Origin of the sequence: Alicyclobacillus herbarius DSM 13609 (assembly GCF_000430585.1) — a bacterium.
GTDB lineage: Bacteria > Bacillota > Bacilli > Alicyclobacillales > Alicyclobacillaceae > Alicyclobacillus_G > Alicyclobacillus_G herbarius.
Map to the genome: position 1 here is coordinate 1 of NZ_AUMH01000007.1, position 15197 is coordinate 15197.

Annotated in this window: 15 protein-coding genes and 1 pseudogene; 5 read left to right on the plus strand and 11 right to left on the minus strand. The window is 57.7% G+C overall.

Translation table 11 applies throughout. From position 1 onward, the window contains the following. A pseudogene (locus H522_RS21720) lies at positions 1-214 on the plus strand (ExeA family protein); the annotation flags it as partial. 96 nt (positions 215-310) lie between these two features. Here H522_RS21720 and H522_RS0105920 read toward each other — a convergent pair. The 7 genes from H522_RS0105920 to H522_RS0105950 form a co-directional block, all read right to left on the minus strand. After that, on the minus strand, positions 311-1528 hold the full coding sequence (locus H522_RS0105920; protein WP_026961609.1) for an FtsX-like permease family protein: 1218 nt from the start codon (positions 1526-1528) through the stop codon (positions 311-313). Continuing rightward, positions 1525-2280, minus strand: a complete 756-nt coding sequence (locus H522_RS0105925; protein ID WP_026961610.1) for an ABC transporter ATP-binding protein — start codon at positions 2278-2280, stop codon at positions 1525-1527. The genes H522_RS0105920 and H522_RS0105925 overlap by 4 nt, the downstream gene beginning before the upstream one ends. Positions 2281-2348: 68 nt before the next feature. Beyond that, positions 2349-3104 (minus strand): lantibiotic immunity ABC transporter MutE/EpiE family permease subunit, encoded by a 756-nt coding sequence (locus H522_RS0105930; RefSeq protein ID WP_155836223.1) that lies wholly within the window; start codon positions 3102-3104, stop codon positions 2349-2351. Positions 3105-3250: 146 nt separating this feature from the next. Continuing rightward, positions 3251-4003 (minus strand): lantibiotic immunity ABC transporter MutE/EpiE family permease subunit, encoded by a 753-nt coding sequence (locus H522_RS0105935; RefSeq protein ID WP_026961612.1) that lies wholly within the window; start codon positions 4001-4003, stop codon positions 3251-3253. 6 nt (positions 4004-4009) lie between these two features. Then, a complete protein-coding gene (locus H522_RS0105940; protein WP_026961613.1) occupies positions 4010-4738 on the minus strand; it encodes a lantibiotic protection ABC transporter ATP-binding subunit in 729 nt (242 codons plus the stop codon). A gap of 167 nt (positions 4739-4905) precedes the next feature. Next, entirely contained in the window at positions 4906-5994 is a 1089-nt protein-coding gene (locus H522_RS0105945; RefSeq protein ID WP_026961614.1) for a sensor histidine kinase, read from the minus strand. 2 nt (positions 5995-5996) lie between these two features. Continuing rightward, positions 5997-6707, minus strand: coding sequence for a response regulator transcription factor (locus H522_RS0105950; protein WP_026961615.1), 711 nt, complete (start codon positions 6705-6707; stop codon positions 5997-5999). A gap of 290 nt (positions 6708-6997) precedes the next feature. On the opposite strand from H522_RS0105950, the gene H522_RS0105955 reads away from it, so the two are divergent. Next, positions 6998-8506, plus strand: coding sequence for an RNA polymerase sigma factor (locus H522_RS0105955; protein WP_026961616.1), 1509 nt, complete (start codon positions 6998-7000; stop codon positions 8504-8506). A 288-nt stretch (positions 8507-8794) separates the two neighbouring features. Continuing rightward, positions 8795-9724 carry an NADP-dependent oxidoreductase gene (locus tag H522_RS0105965; RefSeq protein WP_026961617.1) on the plus strand — a complete coding sequence of 310 codons (930 nt, stop codon included), beginning with the start codon at positions 8795-8797 and terminating at the stop codon, positions 9722-9724. 126 nt (positions 9725-9850) lie between these two features. Here H522_RS0105965 and H522_RS0105970 read toward each other — a convergent pair whose 3' ends face one another. From H522_RS0105970 to H522_RS0105985, 4 genes are all read right to left on the minus strand, one after another. After that, positions 9851-11218, minus strand: coding sequence for a permease prefix domain 1-containing protein (locus tag H522_RS0105970; RefSeq protein ID WP_026961618.1), 1368 nt, complete (start codon positions 11216-11218; stop codon positions 9851-9853). Positions 11219-11221: 3 nt separating this feature from the next. Beyond that, positions 11222-11608, minus strand: coding sequence for a PadR family transcriptional regulator (locus tag H522_RS17890; protein WP_051343959.1), 387 nt, complete (start codon positions 11606-11608; stop codon positions 11222-11224). A 140-nt stretch (positions 11609-11748) separates the two neighbouring features. Next, the gene (locus H522_RS0105980) at positions 11749-12390 is read right to left on the minus strand and encodes a hypothetical protein (protein ID WP_026961619.1); all 642 of its coding nucleotides are present in this window, start codon (positions 12388-12390) and stop codon (positions 11749-11751) included. A 254-nt stretch (positions 12391-12644) separates the two neighbouring features. After that, the gene (locus H522_RS0105985) at positions 12645-13250 is read right to left on the minus strand and encodes a hypothetical protein (protein WP_026961620.1); all 606 of its coding nucleotides are present in this window, start codon (positions 13248-13250) and stop codon (positions 12645-12647) included. Positions 13251-13448: 198 nt separating this feature from the next. On the opposite strand from H522_RS0105985, the gene H522_RS17895 reads away from it, so the two are divergent. Both H522_RS17895 and H522_RS0105995 read left to right on the plus strand, forming a co-directional pair. After that, the gene (locus tag H522_RS17895) at positions 13449-14018 is read left to right on the plus strand and encodes an RNA polymerase sigma factor (protein ID WP_051343960.1); all 570 of its coding nucleotides are present in this window, start codon (positions 13449-13451) and stop codon (positions 14016-14018) included. Between the two features lie 20 nt (positions 14019-14038). Continuing rightward, the gene (locus tag H522_RS0105995; RefSeq protein WP_026961621.1) at positions 14039-14623 is read left to right on the plus strand and encodes a hypothetical protein; all 585 of its coding nucleotides are present in this window, start codon (positions 14039-14041) and stop codon (positions 14621-14623) included. Positions 14624-15197: the final 574 nt, after the last annotated feature.

The following is a 15197-nucleotide window of genomic DNA, read 5'->3' on the forward strand; positions in this document are numbered from 1 at the left end:
CCAGATTCGAATGACTGGAAAGACAGTGCCGCTGTTTACGGACAGCGCTTTGCATCTGGTCTACGCAGCCAGCCGAGGGATCCCCCGAGTTGTGAACCAAATCTGTCTGCAGGCCCTGTACGCTGCGGCAGCCAAGGACAGCGACGTGGTGGAAGACACTCATATCCAGCGGGTACTGGCCGATCTGGATCGGCAACGAGGAGCAGTCGGTTGACCGGCTGCTCTCCCATGGCTGGGATGGCTGTCGGCACAGCGTTCAGTCCGCTGGCGGAATGACGGTACAACGCTCACGACAATGGCGGTGAGAAATTCACCGCCAAATAGCGTGAGCGGCTACACAATCGGGCAGATACCGACTCAGTTCTGGATGGGATTGAGACTCAGCGTTTCGTACCTGTTCAAAAGCGGACTGTGAAATTGCCATCACGGTTAAGATCGCTCGACTTCCGGATGCAGTATCTTGAATTTTTCCCGACAGAATTGGAACGTTCACCTCCTGAACAATCTTCAACTGTTCGGCGTTCAGGGCAGAGTGGATTTCCTTGATCACCGGACTCGAAGCGTTATTCGAGAGTAATTGAATGGAAATTGGGGCGATGCGGAGTGTGTTGATTTCAGCAATCTGGTGCGCGAAAAAAACCATCCCCAATCCCGTGAACATCGTCGTAAAGGTGAGCGTGACCATCGTTAACGTCCTTGCGTCTGCAACAACCCGCCGGTTCATCATTGCCATCATGAGGCGTGTCATCATGTTCCGCGAAGTTGTTCGGTACAGATGAATTGCGTGTGGAAGGGACCATCTGTACAACAGGTGCGTGCCCACACATACCATGAATATAACGGGAATGGTGGTTGTCAGGAAGGTTGTGTCCCTGGTGATTAGCGCCAAGACATACGCTCCCACTATGAACGCGGGTGCCAATACTCCCCGGAGAATCGAACGGGGCGAAAGGGCGGCGGGATGAATGGTTGTTGTGGGCTTCGTGTGCAGGTGGGTCTGTCTCTCGACACGGAGTGCAATCAAGATACTGTCTGCTATCGCTGCTAGGCCGAACCAAGTTACGGTCCTCCACACCGTGAACTGAGGGATGGAAACGGAAATGGCAGAAATGTGGAGCACGGTTGCCGCAAAAAGGAGGAACAGTCTGTTAAACAGAAGGCCTGCAACAATTCCTGTAACCAGTGCCAGAAGGCAGAGGAGGAGTGTTTCTCCGAAGGTCAACAACCAGATCTGCCTTGGTGTCATACCCAGCGTGAAAAGCAGCCTGATTTCATGTTTCCTGTTTGTTCCTTGAGCGGCGTGTACAAAGAACACGAACAGTGCCGAAAACAGCACTAGGGTCGCCTGACTCATTTCAACCATGGCGAACAGGATTCGTGGTGCCTTTCCGTGCAAAACCGCTGGATTGTTCACGAAGCATGAGTAGAGAAAATAGATCATGACCGCGAGACCGAACGAAATCCAGTATCCAGCGTGCCTGCCTCCGGCGTGCAGGGTGTTTTTCAGGAGTAATCGCGGCCAACTCACAGAATGGCCTCCTCCAATACGGAAAGTGCATTCAGGATCTCATGAAAGAACGCCCGGCGGTTTGCATCACGGTCCAATTGGTTGTACACCTTGCCGTCCTTCATGAATACGACTCGGTGAGCATAACTCGCCGCGAACGGATCATGTGTTGCCATTAGAATGGTCGCACCCTTGGTCTCGTTGAGTTCCATAAACAGTTCCAACACTGATTGCGATGACGCGGAGTCAAGGCTGCCCGTCGGCTCGTCTGCCAAGACCAACGTCGGGCTGTGAACAATGGCTCTTGCCACCGCAGCACGTTGTTGTTGCCCGCCGGATAACTCATACGGGTAACGATTACCGAGGTCGCTCAATTTCAGTTCGGCCATCACTGCATGGACTTGTTGAGTCGCGGACTCGAGGTTCATCCCGTTCAGTGCGAGCGGAAGCGCTATATTTTCTTCAACGGTCAGCGCTTCGAGAAGATTGAACTCTTGAAACACGACTCCGAGTTCGCTCCGCCTCAAGGTGGCCCACTCGTCTACGCTTATCGTTGTCACGTCACGTCCACACCACCAGATGTGCCCGCTGGTTGGACGATCGAGCCCCAAAAGGATGTTCAACAACGTGGATTTTCCGCTCCCAGATGGCCCCATAATGCAGACGAATTCCCCCTGTTGAATGTCCAAATCCACTCCATCCAACGCGGTGACAGCTCCGGAAATGCCCGCCCCGTAGACTTTTGTCAGCTTGCGCACCTTGAGGATACTCACGCGCGTCTCACTCCTTTTTGCCCATCTCCATGCCAAATGATAAACCTATCCGTATCGTGTCTCGGCCATCAATCGACTTCTCGTCGTTCAAACCATCGAATACCACCCCAACCCAGCGCGAATGTCAGGACAATGGCGGCTAGCAGCACAGCCAAGACCGCACTGCAGGATAGCCTTGTTGACGTCATTGGCACGAACAGGCCGTATACCTGATAGAGCAGTCGTATCGGCCAGGACCAAGGGATGAATTCCCAAATGTGGGCTCCCACGCTTGTCGCCCCGACGATGGAAGCAACCAGGATGCCCATAATCCCAAGGGCGATGGAAACCGCCCATCCGATAGCTTCCGCAATCCAGTATGAAGCGAACAACAGGGGCAACGTGGCACACCAACTCGTGACGATCGCGGTCAACAGGGCGCTCCATGCGATAGGTTGGGATACGCCGATGAGGAAGGCCGTTCCAATCGTGCATGCGGTAAGCCACAGAGAACTCAGGAACATTTGTACGACAAGCACGTTCAGCTTGGCCAGGTAAAGGTACGCGGGGGAGACGTTTCGCGCTCGAAGCGAGCGCCAACCGCACGTACCGGTTTCCATGTGAGCCGAGAGACCTGCCGTCAATCCGGCCGCCAACGGTATCCAGATGCCGGACCATAGCTGATTCACCATGTCAATGATGTCATTCCAAGCCGTACGGGACACGTGCTGGGGATGAACGTACAGGGCTGCGACAGCGGTGCAAGCTACCGGCGCCAAGATCATCATCCACATTGTGACGGTTCGGCGGTATTTCATCCATTCTGACCAAGTTGCAGTGAGCAAGGCAGATCCTCCTCATGCCTCAAGTCATCGTGCTCATGTCTGGTGGCGGTTTCCGCTCCCAGACCAATCGTGCACAAAACGTGCTGAATTGAGATGGGAAACCGGCACCCCTTTTTCTCGTCCATCGGGAACATTGCGTCGGTTCTTTAACGCACCTCTGTTCTGCTGAACCATTGTGATCCAAGAAATGTGACCATGACCGCGACAACAATCCCCAAAGCACTGGCGACCGCGATGACACCAGTGTTCCAAAATGGGCTGTTGGCTTCCAATGGCAAGCCATTGGCATGGAACCCGAAGATCGGTTCCAGGGCTCGCACCGGCCAAGCCCACGGATCGAACACCCAAGCCGCCCTTTCACTGGTCACGACGCCGGAAATCAGCCCTATCAACCCCAGAACGACGGTGACTCCGAAACGGAAGACCATCGAGCACCACAGCATGACGGCCAGCAGCGCCAAGCTAGAGACCCAACTGACCGTCGTTCCAAGAACAAGTTTGCCCCACGGAACCGATCCCCGAAGATGCCAGAACTGGGTGAGCAGGATGAATACAGCAAACAGTGCGGTTGCGATCGCGGTATGCAATGCGAGGACGGCAAATTTCGCAGAGTAGAGCCTGCTCGGACTGAGGGGGTGGCTTCGGAGGACCCTCCAGGCACCCGAACGGCGTTCATATGAAGATGCAAGGGCCGCAAGCAATGCCGAACCCAGCGGCAGCCCCAGGACCACCCACCAGTTGTAAATGGTAAGAAGTGTCAAACGCCACGTACGCCCAGCCGGGGCGATGAGAGAAAAGACGAATTCCGCCAGTGCAAGGAGAAGCGGGCCACCCACGATGAACCATGGGGTCAGGGTTCTTCGGTATTTCAGCCACTCTGAGCGAATCACTGACAGCATTTCGGTTCACCATTCCTTTCCAAATGGCTGATCCTGGACGTACTTCATGAAGATGTCCTCAAGATCTTCGCCATTTTCCTGCGTGATGAGATCGTTCAGAGCTCCCTGGTACCGCAACTGTCCACGGCTGATGATCGCTACGTCTTCCACGATCTGTGCGACCTCGGAAAGAATGTGGCTTGAGAGAATCACGGTGATGCCTTGGTCGGCGAATGAGCGGATGAGCGAGCGCATTTCTCGAATGCCGATGGGATCAAGTCCGTTCGTCGGCTCGTCCAAGATCAGCAAATGCGGATGGTTCAGCAACGCGATGGCGATGCCCAACCTTTGTTTCATTCCCAAGGAGTACTGGGAGACACGTTTCCGTTCGTCCACGTCGGCGAGGCCGACGATGTGCAGAACCTCGTCGATTCTGGCTTTGGGCAGTTTGAGCAACCTGCGATGGACCTCGAGATTTTCACGGCCTGTCAGATGTCCGTACAGCGCAGGCGTTTCGATGAGGGCGCCCACGCGAGCCAGGTGCGCTCGAGACCACGGTTCGCCAAACAGGAGGACTTGACCCGATGTGGGACGGAGCAACCCCAATAACAGCTTGAGAATGGTGGTTTTTCCGGCACCATTCGGTCCCAGCAGCCCATAGATTGATCCTTCACGCACCGTCAGGTTCACATTCTGAACCGCACATGTACCGCGATATTCCTTGGTGAGTTTTTTGGTTTCCACGATGGCGTTCATGCCGGAATACCTCCTTCGAAACCGTATCCTACGTCGAGTATGCATCCGGAGGCTGGGACTCGCCTTGATGAAACCTTACAAAACGGCACCGGGAATCTTACAGTTCCGTAAGATTCCCGGTGCCTCAGGACGAAGTTCTAAAAAGCATCAGTCTTACTGTGGACGATTCAAGGCTGGGTGGCAGGAGAATAGAACTTTCGAGTTTCCAAAATCAACGTGAATGTCGTTCCTTGATTTTCTTTAGAAATTACTTCCAAACGGTGTCCTAAGCGATCACAGACTTGCTTCACCAAATACAGCCCCATACCCGTTGCGCGCGAATATGTCCGTCCATTGGTTCCGGTGAAGAATGGGTCGAAGATGTGCGGCAGATCCCGCTCGGGAATACCGATCCCTTGGTCCGTGAATGATATAGTCACACATCCAGGGTACGTTTTAACTTCGATGCGAAGAGGGGTTGGGCGTGTTGCGCCGGGCTTGACTCCGTACTGGAGAGCGTTTCGCAGAAGCTGGTCGCAGATGAAACGTAACCATTTCCGATCCGTGGGCACCGTCACTTGCGTGTCTGGGCCGATGATTTGCGGATATAGGGCATGGCGAATCCAAGCGGTCTTGTGTTCGTTCACCGCTTCCCGCAGCAACGCGATAATGTCGACCGGTTCAATGCGTGCGTCGAAGGAGAACGAGGTCAGGCGAGCAGTCTGAAGAATGAGATTGAGGCTGGCATCAAGGCGCTCCCGTTCCTCCGCTAGGTTGTCGACCAGTGCCATACCGTGGGCCGGCTCTGGAATTTCACGTAGAACCCTCTTGAGTTCTTCTTCAAGAAACCGTATGACGGTCAACGGCGTCTTCATTTGATGTGCAAAGCGTGTCAGGAATATTTCGTAAAATTGACGCCGTTCATCCACTTCCGCGAGCCGTTCGAGATGGGCGCCTTGCACTCGCCGCAACAACCGGATCCACAAGCGCTGTTCGTAGGTTCCACTTGTGGGGATTTCCCCAAGTTGTCCGCTTTGAAGATTTTGGCAGAGCATCTGGGCGGCGCGATATGCACGGTGGCGCAGACGGTACTCGACCACAAGGTGGACCGATAGCATTACCATGGCAAGGAGGCACGCGTAGCCCACGTCAGCGTACGGCACGATGGTCCCGCGATTGCGGGCGTCCAGTACAGGGACCGCAACCGCCATGAGGACACCCGCAAGGTAAAATGCTGCGAGTCTGATGTGATCACGAAGAAAGGTCGACCATTTCATGCTTAATGCGAGCCACCTTCGGGAAACACAAACCGATAGCCCACGCCGCGTACGGTGTGAATGGCATTCGTTAGACCGATGGACGCCAATTTGGCTCTCAACCGTGTGATATTGACGGTGAGGGTATTGTCGTCGACAAAGTGAGTATCGTCCCATGCCTTTTCCAGCAGTTCCTCGCGAGTCACCGCAGCGCCGTTGGCTTCCATCAACCCTTGAAGCAAGCGGAGTTCCGTCGCGGTGAGGTTCTCTGATCGATTCATGTAGGATATTTGTCCTTTCAACAGATCCAACATCACCCCGTGCCTCACCAATACGTGAGACGTGTTCGCTTCTTCAGCATACTCTCCGTACGCGCGGCGGAGCAGTGCTCTCACCTTAGCGAGCAAGACCTCGGGGTTCAATGGTTTCGTCAAATAATCGTCTCCACCGTAGTCCAGGGCAAGCACCTTGTCCATATCCCCAGTCCTCGCGGACACATATACAATCGGGGCTTTCGAGAATCTTCGGATGATCCGGCACCAACGAAAGCCATCGTAGTAGGGAAGATTGATGTCAAGCAGGATCAGGTGCGGATTGTACCTCTGTACCTCTTCGTCGACATGTTCAAAATCACGTGCTATCTCCACTTCGAAGCCGAAACGGCTCAGGTGACTTCGCAGCAATTCAGCCAGGCTATCGTCATCTTCCACGATGAGTATGCGTTCATTGTACATCGGACCCATGCCTCCACAGAACGGCCATTGGCACGCAATTTCATTATACCCCCGTACAAAAGGGTCAGGTGTTCATCACCGGCACACTTTAGTAAACATATGTTTACAAATTTAACCTGAAAGTGTATGTTTACGATGATGACCATGGTCGAGGTACGGTAGGACGAGGAATGATCACGTAGGTCCAGCACGGATGTATGGGCCGGAACACGCTTCCTGGTCCTCTGGTGAGAACCTCCACGCCTCTTTTCGGATCATTACGGGTGACAACCGCGAAAGAGGTGAGGACCATGGAAGTCGTTCAACTGGTCGAGGCATGTCGCCAGGGCTTGCCAGAGGCTTGGAACACGCTTGTCTCCATGTTCCGCCCACAGGCGCTGGGCTGGGTCACGCAGTTTTGCCGGGATCGCGATTTGGCGGAAGACATAGTACAGGAGAGCTGGCTGACCGCCGCACGTCACCTGTCTGAGTTACGGAATCCGCAGGCGTTTCCGCGTTGGTTCTTTCAGATTGTCAAGACGCAGGCGTACCGCGCGTTAATGCGAGCGTACAGGCAGCAGGTCGGGGAGATGAAGGAGGTGGCGTCGGACGCAGACCAAGAACGGAGTATCGTGCTGAAACTGGATTTGGAACGTGCGCTGGAAAGCCTGCCATTGGAGTTAAAACAGGTGTTCGTGTTGGCGGGCATCTACCAATGGCCCATCCGGGATGTGGCCTCATTTCTGAGAATTCCGGCGGGGACCGTCAAATCGCGTTTGTCCAGGGCAAGGCAACAATTGCAAGCCGCCCTGAAGGAGGATGGAGGTGATGCGGCCGGCCGGGAGCCTGTCAACGGGTCGTTGGACGAGGTCCTGTCCGCATGGGGCTCCAGGGAGGGGATGGATCATGCAACGGTGCGCGATACGTTGGCCAGAGCCTGGGCCACGATGAAGAGCCTGAGGTTCACGCTCACCCGGGAATGGCTTTCAGGTGAGCAGATCGGGAGAAGACAACAGGCGCGGTATGCATGGCGTGCGCCCAATTGGCTGCGGATCGAAACAGAATCACCGGATGCTGGGCGCGTCGTCACGGTCATTCATGGACGCCGCATGCGGATTTGGATGGCGAGCACCGGCGCGATTCAAGAGGCACAGGTCCCGCACGAGGCGGATCCATCGTTCATGTTGGGCCATCTTTGGAAAGAGTTGCTGACCCGAGATGACTTGGTGGTCATGCCGCCTGAGCAGGGCGAACGGTTATGGCACCTGTGGGTGGAGCTCGATCGCGATGCCACCGCCGAGCAGGATCATGAGGCGTGTGAGAGCGTCCACTTCTGGATTCATCCGGAAGACGGTCTGCCCAGGCGCATCGAGTACTGGAATGGGCGCGGGTGTGTGTTCCGCGAGGTGATGGAGGACATCGAATGGAACGTACCGGTTGCCAGGCGCGAGTTTCGCCTATCCCCGGATGGCTTACCCGCGGATGGGAAGAGGCAGCGCCTGTGGACGTTGGGCGACATCCTCGGCGGCCTCCCGATTCGTGTTGAGCCGAGCGACGCGATACGGCAATGTCCGTTTCCGTTGATGGGGCTCGACCGGTCCGGCGTGAAAGAACTCGGATTGCGCGACCACATTGAAATCTCCAAGTATCATCACGGACGAGAGTGGGCGGTTCGATACGGTGCACCCGCGCGTTCCATGGCGGTGTTGCGGGGTGAAGCCTTCATCATCTTGTGGCAGGCAGGAGCGGTAACGGACGACGTGCATCGTCATTGGGGGATCTCAGACCTCCAGGACGAGTGTCTGGAACTCGGGACCTAGGCGAGAAGCGGTGAAGTGATCACGCCTCGTTTTGTGATTTCGAGACTGTATTGGGAAATGGACGGGAGGCCGTACCTGCTTATGGCTTCCGGAATCACCACGGAACGGTTGGTGCGCTTGGTGCAGTCGGTGAGGCCCCTGCGCGAAGACGACACGCAGTGAGTGGGCCATCCGCCCGACGATTGCATCGTGGTGATCGCCCCGGCCGACCCGTGCGGGCATTTGCATCCGGGCGCTCCCGGTGGCAATCTGGTGAGGGATACCCTGCCCGATTGGAGGGACGATGCGGTGAAGGCTGTCTATATTGAAGCGTACGGAGGGCGGGATCAACTTCGATACGGCGATTTGCCGGAGCCACGGGTGGGTCCGCGCGACGTGTTGATTGAGGTGCACGCGGCTGCCGTCAATCCGGTGGACTGGAAGATCCGCAACGGCTGGCTGAAGCAGCGGGTGCAATATGCGTTCCCGCTCATCCTCGGCTGGGATTTGGCCGGTGTGGTGGTGAAGACGGGGCCGGAGGTCACCCGCTTGCAGGTGGGCGACGAGGTGTTCTCGCGGCCGGACATCGCCCGCAACGGTGCGTATGCGGAGTACATCGCGGTGGACGAGCGGCTCGTCGCCAAGAAACCGTCCCGTCTGTCCTTCGAGGAGGCGGCCGCGGTTCCGTTGGCTGCGCTGACCGCCTGGGAGGCGTTGGTGGAGGTCGCACACGTGCAGGCGGGTCAGCGCGTGCTGATTCACGCCGGTGCCGGCGGGGTGGGTGTGTATGCCATCCAGTTGGCGAAGCACTTCGGGGCTGAGGTCACCACCACCGTGAGTGCGAAAAATGTCGGACTGGTGAAGGAGCTCGGGGCGGATCGCGTGATCGATTACACGGCTGAGGATTTTACGAAGGACGGGCGTGTGTATGACATCGTGTTCGACACGGTGGGATCAGAGGTCCAGGAACAGAGCCTGGATGTGGTGAAGCCGGGGGGAATCCTCGTATCCATCGTGTCGCCGCCCAAGCCGGAGGCCTGTGAGGAGCGAGGCATCCGCGGTGCGTGGTTTTTCCTCGAGCCGGACGGTGAAAAACTGGCGAAGATCGGGCGCCTTATTGAGGAGGGTCGGGTGAGGCCGGTGGTGGGCGCCGTGTTCCCGTTGGAGGAGGCGGCCAGGGCGCATGAGCTGAGCGAGTACCGCCATCTGCAGGGCAAGATTGTGCTGCGGGTGAAGTGAGTGCGGGTGAAGTGAGGCCGTGATGAATGCCCTCGCGATGGGGGCCAGGCCCGTCCGATGGTAAGCTTGCGCGGGGGCCGCCGGCGTGTACCCGGCGGCCCTTGGTCTCTCGAACCGCTGTGGCCGTCAGATGTACCCGAAGACCGGGGGGAAGAGAAGGACGACCGCGGCCGCCCAGAGGGCGTAGATCGGCAGGTAGACCGTCTGCCACCGCTCCAGGGCGGAAAATGGCGCCCGGCCGCGAAGGAAGCGAACGTAGAGCACGGCGGACCAGGCGAGGTTGGCGAGCAGGATCACGTTCTCGCCCAGGGCGGCCACGCGGTTGGGGCTCCAGCCGAACTCGGAAATCCGTGCGACGATGGCCCAGAGCGCCACCGCGTCGGCCAGAATTGCGCTGATGAGAAGCACCACCTGGAGGATGTCCAGCATTCCGGGCGGTGCGTCGGGATCGCGGGCGGAAACCGAGTACAGGACCAGCCCGAGCACCACGGCCAGCAGCAGGTCGAAGGCGATGAGCGCGTTGCGACCGATGTCGATCCCGCCTCCCCGCGCGAGAAAGGCCACGAGAAACGCCAGGAGGACGGCGGCGAACAGCGGCGTGAACAGCCGGCTCAACACCGGTGCCATGTTCTCGATGACGCTCTGCTTGGCCTCGACCAGCCACGAGGAGACGACGACGGCGCCGGCCGCGCCGCACGGCAGAAGCCACGATGCAAAGAAGGGCTCCGCATCGATGCCGATGGTGGTGAAGATCAGCGTCATCACCGCGGTGAGCACGCCACCGCCCAGGGCAATCAGCACGTAATAGATGAAGAGCTCTCCCGACCAGCGGACGAAATCCATCCGGCGGGCCCAGTCCTGCCACCGGCCGCCGGTGTAGGCCACCCCCACCACCAGCCAGAGGGCAATCGGCAGGTGCATCGCGGTCAGCGCCTCGGTGTTCCCGGCGGGATGGAACGGATAGACGTTCGCAAACAGCACCGCGGCGACGAAAACGGCGGCCAATCCCAGGATCACCGATTGCGGGAGTTTTCGTTTCCAGACAAAGTAACCGATCAGCGCAGGGAAGACCAGCAGGCTCGCGTTGCGGATGTAGAAACCTGCCCGGACGTCCCACAGGGATTCAAAGAGCGCGGGCGCCTTGATGAGCGCAGCCGCCAGAATTGCGAATCCAAAGGCGGCGGCCGCATCGGTCCACCTCTGGGCCCCCTCCTTCTGTTCGACGGACCCGATCACCAACTGCTTCCAGATGCGTTCGGAATGCTCCCGGGCAAATTCCCGGGAAAGGGCGTCGAGATCGCCCATCCGCCGGATTGCCACCAGGAACGCCTCGTCGGCAGCGAGGCCGGATGCCATCAGATCCTCGAGCACCCCGCGCAGGTGATCTTCCAATTCCGCCACGTCCGCGGTCCGAATGGCCTGGCGCCGGCGGAGATAGCCGCGCCACGCCTCAATCTGTTCTTCGAGCCACCGTTGGTCATGGGAGGCCAGCATCCGTCATCCCTCCCCCGGGGACAAGCCCGGACCATGTCCTGTGGACGCTTGGATGGGCTGGTTGAGCAGCGTCCACAGGTTGTGCAGGGTTTCTTCCACGGTCTGCCATTGACGCCGTTCCTCCGCCAGTTCCTCAAGGCCGCGTCGCGTGACGCGGTAGTACTTGCGGCGGCGTCCGTTCTCAGCCACCTCCCACCGGGATTCAATCAGGCCTAGCCGTTCCAGCCGGTGCAGCACGGGATACAGCATGCCGTCCGTCCACTCCATCCGCCCGTTGGACAGTTCGCGGACGCGCTTCAGGATGGCGTACCCGTAGCTGTCCCCTTCCGCTAGAATGGCCAGGACGATGGGGGTGGCGGAAGCGGCGACCAGCTCCTTGTTGATCTCCATGTTCTCCGCTCCTCGGCGGCCCATCGTGTGCGCGCGGGATCGGCAGAGCCGCCGAGCGATTCGGCGCGCCGGAGCCTGGGCCGCCCTCCGACATTATACATCATACTTCTAGGTATGTGGAGGGAGAAAAGGCCACCGACTCAGCGCGAGGTGGATTGTTCCACCCACCGTTGCAAGGCGGTTCCGTCGATGTTGATGAACGTGTTGTTCTGCATGTTGGTCTCGAGGTACAGGTGCCCGCCTTGGCGAATCAACAGATAGGGGAATGTGAGGCCGGGGAGAGACTTGAGCCGGACTTCCAGGCCGTATTGGGCATAGTCCGTTCCCCCGGTGGGAATGGTCATGGGCACGGAGTGCCCGGAGTTCAGGTCGGACACAACCTGTTGAATCAGTTCTGAATCGGTTGAGGTTCTCTTGCCCGAAACAATCATCGCGATATCATCGGTAGTGAAAGTCCGCGCAGGCAGACTTTCGCGCCGATACGTACACTGCCACATATCCCCAATGACATACACAAAGTCTCTCGGGCTTTCCCCATCGATCTTACAGATTACGTCACCGTTCTGAGTTCGGCCAACACGTTGTGAACAGGACTGTTGAATGGGTTTAACATTCATTTCGGCGATGTATGTAATGCCATTCAGTTTCAGCTCTGTTCCTGAGATTTGTCCGATGGGTTCTGTTTCAAACACATAGACCCTGTACAGTACATAGAGTCCAATGAAGAACGCAAGGACAAGAGCGAAGCCAAGGAACACATGGTTGGTCTTTCGTTTGATCATGACCCGTAACCACTCCGGGAATGAGATTAGGAAAGATTGTACCGTAAAAAGGGCGGAGTTCAAGAGTTTCAATATGTCGTCAAAGGATGACCAAAGCTTCCTCATGCGTTGAAGAATCGTTCTGCAGTGCGGGTACAAGGATTCAACCGCGTTTGATGAATTTTTCCAACGGCCACGCACCGGCCATGCGAAGTGCCGGTGTGTGCCGTTGTCTTAGGATGTTACCCCTCTCGTCGTTGGAACGGGATACCATGTCACGGCATCCCATTGCCAACTTGTGGGATGTCGTTTCGCCATCCGTCGCACAGCCAGTTGTACACTTCCGGACTTTCGAGACGCAGGGATTTTTCTGGATGATCCCCGTCCATGATCACCACCGTGTTGTGCGAGGTTTGGTCGAGCACGACCTGGACATTCTTCTCGTTTGACAGTTGCAATTCAAGACCCGGGGGTCCGGCGTACGTTCGTCCCGCTTCCTGTATAGTCTGCACTCCTTCGTTGTGGTTCAGGTCGTTCAGGAGTTTCTCAACCACGTTGTCAGGAACCAGGTACGTGTGCAGTACCGTGACGACAATACCTGAGGTTGGTGCGGGTGGAATGAAAAGCGCGCGCTGAACCTCTTGGACGGTGGGCAAGCATTCTTCGACGGTTGACGAATCCTGTTTCGACGTGGCTTGTGAAGGCGGTGCATCCCGGTCAATGGTGCTCTTTGCGAACACCATGGCGCCTGCGGTGGGTTTGGGTATACTTTCACGGGTTGCGATGGCGTCTTTCAGGTGGAACTCGCCGATCAACGTCTTTCCAGCCCCGATACTCAATCCCAGTGCAACGAGTAAAGCCGTAAGAACCAGTCTCGACATCGTGGCGACACCTCTTCCATCGGTTCATTCGTCAACATAATCGTCAACGGTGACCGGATGGTTACACGACGACAGAGTTGGCACGTGCATATGGGTGGCTAATGGCATGTTCTCAGCATCACGGCACCCATTTTCATGTGCCGGTGTAACACGTGGCCAGCCGGATACGACGATCTATGTGCAAAGCGAGGGATGCCGTTGGCCGACATTCAGCATCAGGCGAAGCGTGCCATTCAGGAACTGTTGGAGCAATACGGAAACGAGATTTACCAATACGTGCTGTACACGCTCGGCGACCGGGGTTTGGCGGAGGATGCGGTGCAGGAAATCTTTTTGCGCGCTCTGGAAGCGTGGCCCCGGTTCGAACACCGGAGCAGTCCCCGGACCTGGCTGTGGGCCATCGCCAGGCATTATGTGCGGGATATGATCCGCAAGAAAAGACGCGCAAGGAACCAAGCAGAGGTCCTGCTCGATCACGTGGCGGATCGACCGTGCGACGACCGTTCGTTGGATCGAATCGAGCTGGAGAGTGCTTTGCACAACCTTCCTGTTTCGTACAGGGAGGTCGTCATCTTGCGTGTGATTCAGGACAGTCCGGTGCGGGAAGTCGCGGAACTCCTTGGTTGGTCGGAGGTCAGGGTCCGTGTGACCCTGCACCGGGCCATCAAAAAACTGCAGAAGGACTTTGTGGAGGCAGATGAACGACGTCCCAACCCGCGGGAAGGAAGGGAATCCGGATGGACTTCAAGCACATACAGGAAAGGTTAAGACCTTTGGGAGAAGTGCAGATGCCCGCCCACCTTCGCGATCGCGTGCGTGACGCCATCGCGCGGGCGGAGGTTCCGTCACGTCCGGCGAACCGCGCGAGCACGAGAAAACCAGTGTGGATGGGCGGGAGCATCGGTGCGGTGGCGGTGTTGATGATCGCGACGGGTGTGTACTTGTGGAACGGTGCGCCTGGGCACCTACCTGGCCCGTCGGGGAAGCAGACGGACAACATGATGCATGCTGAATCACCGACGCAAGGTTTGGGGAGCTCAAACCGGCCGGGCAAGAACGAGGCCGGTACCTCTGCAAATGCGGATGCAACGAGTTTGCCGGGGAACCCCTCGCCTGGTCCAGCGGGAAACCTGCCGGCGAACGGCATGGGAACGGACAACATCATGATTCCCCATGCCGTGGCGTGGGGGAACAGAACGTATGTTCTCACATCCGAGAACGTATCTCGCGTAGGAGCGGAAATCGGGCGGTCCGGGCATTTTGAGCTGTATGCGATACCGGGTGTGCCGGACACGAGCGCGATCGCGGTACACATCAACGGCAACATGTACCTCAAGGCCACAGCAGAGTCGCACCGTGGGGCTTCTCCGTAACGGCGGGCGGAGTGGAACGCAAAGAATGAAAAGGCTATTCGGTGGCCGGGCACCATGTATGAGCGCATGATGGGATTGTGGACATTCAACCACAACCCGTCGTGCGCTTTTTGCATGGCTTCTTTTCGGGGAAGACATGGGGAAGCGCCGGCGCTCCCGTTCACTTGGCCGAGAAACGGAATCTCACGACTCGGTCTGAAGGGGGCGCAGGACCGCCGGAAGGTCACAATGCCGGTAGTCCGATGTCACGCAGACACGCCGGCAGGCACTCTGGCCAACGGGTGTATGGCGTGTCCGGCGTGGTGCACCATTCACATCTTCGGTCGTGCAGGCCCATCGCACACGGCCGGAATGGGGTGCACTTGAGCCGTACGGCATCGTGTACGGCACAAATTTGAAGGGAGGTGAAGAAAAGAGCAGGCAGTTCGGCGACAGGTGTCGCCGGTGATGGGCGCCAGGGCATAGCCCGGCGCACGACGCCCACCGCTTGCCGGAGGCAAGCACCCGTCAGGGTACGTGGGCGGCCACGGTTTATCACGACGGCATTGGCAAATGGCGTCGTGATAAACACCCG

Excerpts from the sequence above, each read along its gene's own strand:
- H522_RS0105955 (WP_026961616.1), top strand. The coding sequence starts at position 6,998 with ATGGAAGTCGTTCAACTGGTCGAGGCATGTCGCCAGGGCTTGCCAGAG.
- H522_RS0105985 (WP_026961620.1), bottom strand. The coding sequence starts at position 13,250 with ATGTCGAGACTGGTTCTTACGGCTTTACTCGTTGCACTGGGATTGAGT.
- H522_RS17890 (WP_051343959.1), bottom strand. The coding sequence starts at position 11,608 with ATGGAGATCAACAAGGAGCTGGTCGCCGCTTCCGCCACCCCCATCGTC.
- H522_RS0105980 (WP_026961619.1), bottom strand. The coding sequence starts at position 12,390 with ATGATCAAACGAAAGACCAACCATGTGTTCCTTGGCTTCGCTCTTGTC.
- H522_RS0105935 (WP_026961612.1), bottom strand. The coding sequence starts at position 4,003 with ATGCTGTCAGTGATTCGCTCAGAGTGGCTGAAATACCGAAGAACCCTG.
- H522_RS0105995 (WP_026961621.1), top strand. The coding sequence starts at position 14,039 with ATGCCCGCCCACCTTCGCGATCGCGTGCGTGACGCCATCGCGCGGGCG.
- H522_RS0105970 (WP_026961618.1), bottom strand. The coding sequence starts at position 11,218 with ATGCTGGCCTCCCATGACCAACGGTGGCTCGAAGAACAGATTGAGGCG.
- H522_RS0105950 (WP_026961615.1), bottom strand. The coding sequence starts at position 6,707 with ATGTACAATGAACGCATACTCATCGTGGAAGATGACGATAGCCTGGCT.
- H522_RS0105945 (WP_026961614.1), bottom strand. The coding sequence starts at position 5,994 with ATGAAATGGTCGACCTTTCTTCGTGATCACATCAGACTCGCAGCATTT.
- H522_RS0105940 (WP_026961613.1), bottom strand. The coding sequence starts at position 4,738 with ATGAACGCCATCGTGGAAACCAAAAAACTCACCAAGGAATATCGCGGT.